The organism is Micromonospora sp. ATCC 39149, assembly GCF_000158815.1.
Taxonomy (GTDB): domain Bacteria; phylum Actinomycetota; class Actinomycetes; order Mycobacteriales; family Micromonosporaceae; genus Micromonospora.
This window is the reverse complement of sequence record NZ_GG657740.1, coordinates 1-6,444: the sequence shown is the minus strand read 5'-3', so window position 1 is coordinate 6,444 and position 6,444 is coordinate 1. Positions and strand designations below refer to the sequence as shown.

Sequence of the window (6,444 nt, the reverse complement as noted above, 5' to 3'; positions counted from 1 at the left end):
ATCAGCTAGCGCGGAAGAGGTCTTGTAGGCGGCTTCGTGGTCGTTGACGCTGGTCGGGTCGGTGTTGGGCGAGTCGGATGATGTTGGTCCCGGCGGCGGTGAGGACGTGTTGAACGTGGGCCTTCGCGAGCCCGCGGTACCGGCAGTGGCGTAGGCCGTGCGCGCGGACGGTTTCGGAGACGGTGGCCTCGCACCCGGCGCAGGTCGTAGCGCCGTTTCCACTCGGGGGTTTGCTGTTGTGCTCGGGCCTGGGTTTGGATGTTCTGCAGCGGTTCGGGTAGCAGGAGCAGGTGCCGGCCTTTGCCGTCGACGTTGCCGGTGCACTGCTGCCGAACGGTGCAGGCGCGGCAGTCCGCCCGCCGGAACAGCACCGACAGTCGCGGCTTGCCGTCTGCCACGGTCAGTTTCCATGGTGGGCTTGTCGTTCCCTTCGGGCAGGTGACGGTCTCGGCTCGCCAATCGATGTGGAAGTCCTCCTTGGCGAAACCGGGCCGTTCGACGGCACGGGGGTCCTGGCGGACCGGCCCGACGATCGTTATCCCGTGAGCCGTCGAGGCCGGTGAACCGTCTCGGGTGTGACGTAGCCGCTGTCCAGGAGGTGCTCCGCCGGCGCCATGCGGTGCCCGGCCAGCGCGGAATGGATCGCATCAACGACGCTGACGTCCTGGTGCGGGGCCGGGGTCGTCACCACATGCACGATGACATTCGGCCGTTCCTCGTCGCAGGTCTCCGTCTGATGATCCTTGTACCCGACCCACTCGACCTTGCCCGGCTTGTGGCTGAACCGGGCCTGCGGGTCATGCGGCGACACGACCTCCACGCTCGACCACGGCACGCAAGCGGGCTCCGCCTCGCCATCGGCCGCCGTGTCGACGCGACGCCTGCGCGTCGTGCCTTCCCGGCTCTTACGAGCCCGGGACGCCTTCGCCTCCCGCCACCGCAACTGCCCTGACTCGTCGTACCAGTACTGCTGGACCCAGACCTGACGCAGCACCTCGACAGCGGCTGCCCCTGGCCCGGCCGCCGGGGCGGCCGAGCCGTAGACGGCCCGAAGCAAGGCTATGCCGTCAGCCCCGACCTGTTCCACGTACTGACGCACCGCGACCGCCCCGCTCGGCTGCCGCTCGTGACGCACCGACCGGCCATACCGGTCGGCCCACTCCGGCAGCATCACACCGGTTAGCCACACCTCATCCACCCTCGCCAGAGCCTCCAACGCCGCCCGCATCGTCTCCGCGACCAACTCCACCCGACCCAGCCGCCGCACCACCGCACCGACCTGAGAGACCAGCCGAGGTGTGCGACGCTGGTAGTGGTTCAGGACCCCGGGCAGTTGTTCCCGGAACGTGCGACGGCAGCCCTGGGTCGGGCACACCAGACGACGTATACGTACCCAGAGCGCCACCGGCCGGGCATCGATTGGCACGTCCGCGAGGGATCCGCTGGTGATATCCGTGCACCCCGACCCGACAACGCCCTGCAGCCCGGACAGGCCACCGGCCCCTCGGGAGTCCGAGCCCGCACCAGGATCCGGACGCCCTGATCCGTCACGTCGTCGATCACCAGCGGCAGCAACCCCGAGAACACCGTCTTCGTAAGATCATCGATCTTGCACACTTATCTGCACTTCACCCAAATGGGTGGTGATCACTCTTCTGGCGGCGATATGGTCCCGGTCGTGTCCGACATCCCGTCCGGCGATCGCGAGACGAAGTTCATCTTGATGGGAGACCCTCGGTTCTCGGGTCTCTCCGAGGAGCATGTGCGCCGCGCCGAGGAGGTTCTGAACGGCTCGAACCTCGTCGAGATGATCCTCTATGCGCATCTGTTGCTTGAGCAGGCGCTTGAGAATCTGATCCGTGCGGCGTTCAGGCGTCCGAATGTCTTGGTGGACAGGGATTTCGCCCGATTGACGTTCGCGCAGAAGATCACGGTCTTCGTGGGTCTCTATGACCCGGACGAGGAGACGGTCTGGGAGTTGCGGGCGTTCAACCGGCTGCGTAACCGGATGGCGCATAGTCTGGTCGACCTCGAGAGCGAAGTGCTCAAGGCCTTTGCGTCGTCTCGGGACGATACCCACGCGCAAGATTTGATCCGGGCGTACTTCGTGTCGCTGGTCAGCCTCGGGCTGGGAGCCGTTCACGGTGTCGGGCTCGTGGACGTCGAGGACGGCTCGCCGACTGGAGGCGGTATGTTCTCCCGCTTGAGCGATCACGGTTGGCTGATCGGTAGTCGAGAAAGTGGCGACAAGGAGCTCAAGCCGGCTGACGGTGCTGTTGGAGGCCAATCGTGGTGGCCCTGGAGGGCCGGCCAACGCGCTGGCGAGGAAGCCTCTGCCGACCCGGCTGTGTAAATGGTGGGTGAGGGGTGGTGGGTTCATCAGTTGCTGGCCTCCCCCTGGGTTGTGGGAGGCCGAGGTGGATGAGCGGCCGTTGGGCTTGGCGTTCGGCTTGATCGCGCTTGGATCGAAGGAAGCTCAGCGTTAGGTTGATGCCTTCGATCTCGCCGAGCCAGTTCTCGGCTTCGGCGCGGATGCGGCGGGCGAGGAGGTCTTGTTCCAGCTCGCCAAGCCTGTTGATCATCTTGGGGTTGACGTTGAGCATGGGGCCGCGGATGCAGGCGTGTTCGTGCTGGCGGCCGGTGCCGTAGGGCCGGGCGCAGGAGCCGAGTTCGACCTTGCGCTTGTCGAAGTGTTCCTCGAACTCGGTCCATTCCTCGGCGGTGACGGGCGCGTACTCCTCGCTGGGCCGGATTTTGCGCCGGTGCTGGAGGTGGGCCTGGTAGTGGCGGACGACGTCTTCGTCGAACACGGCGACGTAGCCGCGGGTGGTTTGGATGTTGAGGTAGCCGAGGAGAGCGGCGCCGCTGGAGACGAAGAACTCCAGCAGCGCGCGGTCCCGGTCGGACAGCATCGCGTCGAACAGCTCGTCCCACATCGCGTCCGGGATCGAACGCGGCGGCTGGTCAGTGATCCGCTGGCGCAGCCGTGCCCGGCCCACGACCTTCTTGCTCTCCAGTGGGCTTCGGTGCGCCAGCGCCCGGCGGCGCTGCGGGGGAAACGGGGACCGGGTTGACGACCGGGCCTCGGCCGTAGTGGGCGTGGTACTCGTAGAAGCCGCTCACGACCGACAGCGCGTGGTTGATCGTGCGGGGCGCGTAGCCAGCCCGCAGGCTCGCCTTGCCGGTCCGCAGGTTTACCGAGCCCGGCACGGCCGCGGCAACCGACCGCTGCCGCTGCGGATTGGACGCCGAACGCAGCCAGCCGGTTAGTACGGCGACATCCGCCTCGGTCGCCTTCTCTCATGCCACGCCCAGCAGCCAGAGCAGCCGGAACCAGCGCAGCAGCCCGAAGCCGTAGCTGCGGCAGGTCAACGGGCTGCAATCGCCGACCGCCAGATCCCGCAAGTAGCCGGTCGCCGCCTCCACCTCGACGCCATCGCCGTCGAGAACCAGAACGGGAGGATGCAACCGGCCGCTCGTGACGAGCGAGCCGACACGCGGGACGTCGGCTCTGCCTTCCATCAGTTGAACTCGAAGGTCCATACCAAACTCCTTGATCAGGTTGATGAACGTCCTGATCAACGAGGTGTAGAAGGTGCAGATAACACAGCATGATCTCAACGACAACGACTACCTTCGGTCACCACCGAATGTGAGACAGAGCCGAAAACTACGCAGTCCCACGTCCCCGAGGAGGAGTGAGATCGGAACAGGCGAGGCTCCAGGTGCTCAGGGGGTGTTCGTTCCGAAAGCTCGCAGCAGTAGTCGAGCAACTGCTCGTTGGTCTCACCCCCAACGGGCAAAGTTGCCGCGCGAGGGCTTGTTCAGGTGCTGTGGGTGGGGATGTTCGTGGTGCCGCCCCGGATCTCGTACGTCCCGTCGCCCAGGTCCCGCGAGACCATCAGAGCCTGAGCCCGCCACTCGTCCGATGGCCACCTTGTGGCCATCGACCAGCGGATGCCAGTGAGCGACACCCTGCTGAGATCCGCATCGCTGAGATCCGCATCCGTGAAGTTATGCCGGACGCGGTCGAGGTCGAGGATGAGGTCGCGGGTGAGGTCGCGGGCGCGGTTGAGGGCGAGGTCGCTGGCGAGGGCAAGGTCGCTGGCGAGGTCGCGGATGAGGTCGAGGTCGAATTCGAGGGCGAGGGCGAGGTCGAGGGCGAGGTCGCGGGCGAGGATGAGGGTGAGGGCGGGGACGCGGCTGAGGGCGAGGTTGAGGGCGAGGTCGAGGTTGCGGGCAAGGACGAAGACGCGGTCGCGGGTGAGGTCGCGGGTGAGGTCGCAGGTGAGGTCGCGGGCGCGGTCGAGGTAGCGGGCGAGGTTGCGGGCGAGGATGCGGGCGCGAGAGGGGTCGCGGATGGGGTCGCGGATGAGGTCGAGGTGGAGGTCGCGGGCGAGGACGAAGACACGGTCGAGGTCGCGGGCGAGGTCGAGGTCGAGGTCGAGGGTGAAGGCGAGGTCGGGGTCGCGTGCGATGGCTCGGTTGGTTGTCGCCGCGTTGGTGATCTCCAGCATGAGAGCGAAGGCTGCGATGGCCGGGTGGTTGCGGAGAGCTAGTCGGCTGGCGCTGTGCAACGACATCAGCCGAGCGGCGACCGCACTTTGCGATTCTGACCGGTCGGGTGTCGCGCTGGGGTGCTCGGGATGCGTGGCCGGAGATGGTGTGGCTACCTCTGGGGGAGAGGTGATGGCGCGGAGTCCTGCCTCGATGTCAAGGTCCAGGTCATGGCCGGTGCGGGTGTGTTGAACAGCCACGAGGGCCTCGCGCAGGCCCGCTTCGATATCGAGTAGGCCGTCGAGGTCGCCCGCAGTGGTGGCGTGCAGGCTGGCGAACAGCTTATCGTGGTTCATGTGGTTTCCCCCGCCCGGCCGAGTTCTTCGGCGAGCGCACGGCGGGCGAGCTTCAAGCTGGCTCGTACCGCCTCCGGTGTGATGTCTAGTTCGTCGGCGATCTCCTGCGGCTGGTAGCCGTCGAACGTCCAAGCCATGACCTGCCGTTGCCGCCAGGGAAGCATGGTCAGCAGCCGCAATACGTCATGCCGTTGCTCCCAGGCAGAGATGTCTGCGGATGCGGGAAGCAGCGGACTGAGGTTGTCCGGCTCAGTGGCTACCTCTTGGCCGAAGCGTCGACGGCCGTATTGGCGGGAAGCGACGCGCCGGATCCACGCGCGGGGACGTTGGATCGACGGCCAGCTCTGATATGCCTCGATCATCGTCTCCTGGGCGATGTCAGCGGCGTCGGCGATACCGGCACCCATCCAGAGCAGGAAGTTGACCAGGGCTGTGACCTCTGCACGGTAGAAGGCGCTGAAGGCGACGACATCGACCGGTGGCGTGTCGGGGCGGTGGCGAGCCGGCACGCCGGCCGCAGTCGTGGGCAAGGAGCGTCCCGCTTCGTCGGGAGGTTCCAGGACATCGTTCATGCGCACTCGTTTCGAGTCGCGTTCCCGACGTCGAGGATGAGCCGGGTACCGTCATCACGCTGCTCCTGCACTCGGCTCCCGGCCGGCAGAGCGGTAGCCGTCTGCAGGTAGTTGCGCCGTTCCCGCTCCTGGTGTAGCCGGAAGCGGAGCCGTAGCCACAGTGCCATCAGGGGCACAACTGGCCCAAGAATTATCAACCCGATGCTGATCACGTCGTGATCTGCCATCGCTGGCTCCCCTTCCACCTGCCTGTTGTGGTCACCGTTCAGTGGTGAAAGGACAGCCCTAGCGTGAAGCGCGACAGCCAAGATCTTTTGTAGGCGAACTGGCAGGCGCGTGTATGCGTCTAGCTTGAGTTAACTTGGTCTGGTCGCTGTGGGTAGCGCGAGGTTGGTCGTATTGATCTGGGTGCCGGTTCCAGGTGCCTCCGGCGTTGACGACTTCACGTGCCGACGATCTTGGCTGTGGAGAGACCGGCAATGAACATGGGATGTAGCCCTGCCTGATGTTGTGGGCGCGGCAGGCGTTGGTGAGGGCGGTGAAGAAGTCGTGCCGTGGTCGAAGGCCGCACCGATCATCCGTCCCGGGGTCAGGTCGTGGCTACGCATGCGCGGTTGCTGTCTCCGTTCGATCACTCGTCAGGGTTGGCGTCGGCCAGGGCCAGCACGAAGGTTCATCGAGGTTGCCCGCAACGGCAAACGCGGGCGCGATGTCCTGATGCTTGGCTTGGGCGGCGAGGAGCACGCGGAGCAGGATGCGGGCTTTGTAGGGGTGCAGCCAGCCTGCGGGGATAAGGCCGCGTGCGAGGAGGTCACGCTCGGAGCCGGGGAAGCCGTAGGTGCGGGTAAGCGTCGGTCCGGCCGGGGTGCGGGAGGCAAGAATGACGGGGATGCGTGCGGCGAGGGTGGTGAGGGTGCCGACGAGGGGTTCGGGTATGTGGCCGACTCCGAATCCGGCGACGACGAGGCCATCGCAGTGCTGGCCGACGGCGTCGAGGAGGGTGTGATCGTCGTCGAGGC

At 66.3% G+C, this 6,444-nt stretch carries 6 protein-coding genes and 4 pseudogenes; 1 reads left to right on the top strand and 9 read right to left on the bottom strand.

Annotated elements, in window-relative coordinates; genetic code table 11:
- Position 1: 1 nt before the first annotated feature.
- From MCAG_RS36475 to MCAG_RS35510, 3 genes and pseudogenes are all read right to left on the bottom strand, one after another.
- Positions 2-464 (bottom strand): annotated as a pseudogene (locus MCAG_RS36475) (transposase).
- 71 nt (positions 465-535) lie between these two features.
- Positions 536-1,243, bottom strand: a complete 708-nt coding sequence (locus MCAG_RS33120; protein ID WP_157548724.1) for a hypothetical protein — start codon at positions 1,241-1,243, stop codon at positions 536-538.
- Positions 1,244-1,255: 12 nt separating this feature from the next.
- Positions 1,256-1,617: pseudogene (locus MCAG_RS35510) on the bottom strand (transposase family protein); the annotation flags it as partial.
- Here MCAG_RS35510 and MCAG_RS29345 point away from each other — a divergent pair.
- Complete coding sequence (locus MCAG_RS29345) at positions 1,610-2,353, top strand: hypothetical protein (protein WP_157548721.1); 744 nt, start codon at positions 1,610-1,612, stop codon at positions 2,351-2,353. The pseudogene MCAG_RS35510 and the gene MCAG_RS29345 overlap by 8 nt on opposite strands.
- Here MCAG_RS29345 and MCAG_RS34150 read toward each other — a convergent pair.
- The 6 genes and pseudogenes from MCAG_RS34150 to MCAG_RS31640 form a co-directional block, all read right to left on the bottom strand.
- Positions 2,256-2,999 carry a hypothetical protein gene (locus tag MCAG_RS34150; RefSeq protein ID WP_007076561.1) on the bottom strand — a complete coding sequence of 248 codons (744 nt, stop codon included), beginning with the start codon at positions 2,997-2,999 and terminating at the stop codon, positions 2,256-2,258. The two genes, MCAG_RS29345 and MCAG_RS34150, sit on opposite strands and share 98 nt — an antisense overlap.
- 301 nt (positions 3,000-3,300) lie before the next feature.
- Entirely contained in the window at positions 3,301-3,582 is a 282-nt protein-coding gene (locus MCAG_RS34145; RefSeq protein WP_007076560.1) for a hypothetical protein, read from the bottom strand.
- A gap of 242 nt (positions 3,583-3,824) precedes the next feature.
- A complete protein-coding gene (locus MCAG_RS33115) occupies positions 3,825-4,853 on the bottom strand; it encodes a hypothetical protein (RefSeq protein WP_007076559.1) in 1,029 nt (342 codons plus the stop codon).
- Positions 4,850-5,425 (bottom strand): sigma-70 family RNA polymerase sigma factor, encoded by a 576-nt coding sequence (locus MCAG_RS29330; protein ID WP_007076558.1) that lies wholly within the window; start codon positions 5,423-5,425, stop codon positions 4,850-4,852. Before MCAG_RS29330 ends, MCAG_RS33115 begins: the two co-directional genes overlap by 4 nt.
- A 445-nt stretch (positions 5,426-5,870) precedes the next feature.
- A pseudogene (locus tag MCAG_RS35505) lies at positions 5,871-6,033 on the bottom strand (DUF296 domain-containing protein); the annotation flags it as partial.
- Positions 6,026-6,444: pseudogene (locus MCAG_RS31640) on the bottom strand (asparaginase); the annotation flags it as partial. The pseudogenes MCAG_RS35505 and MCAG_RS31640, both read right to left, overlap by 8 nt.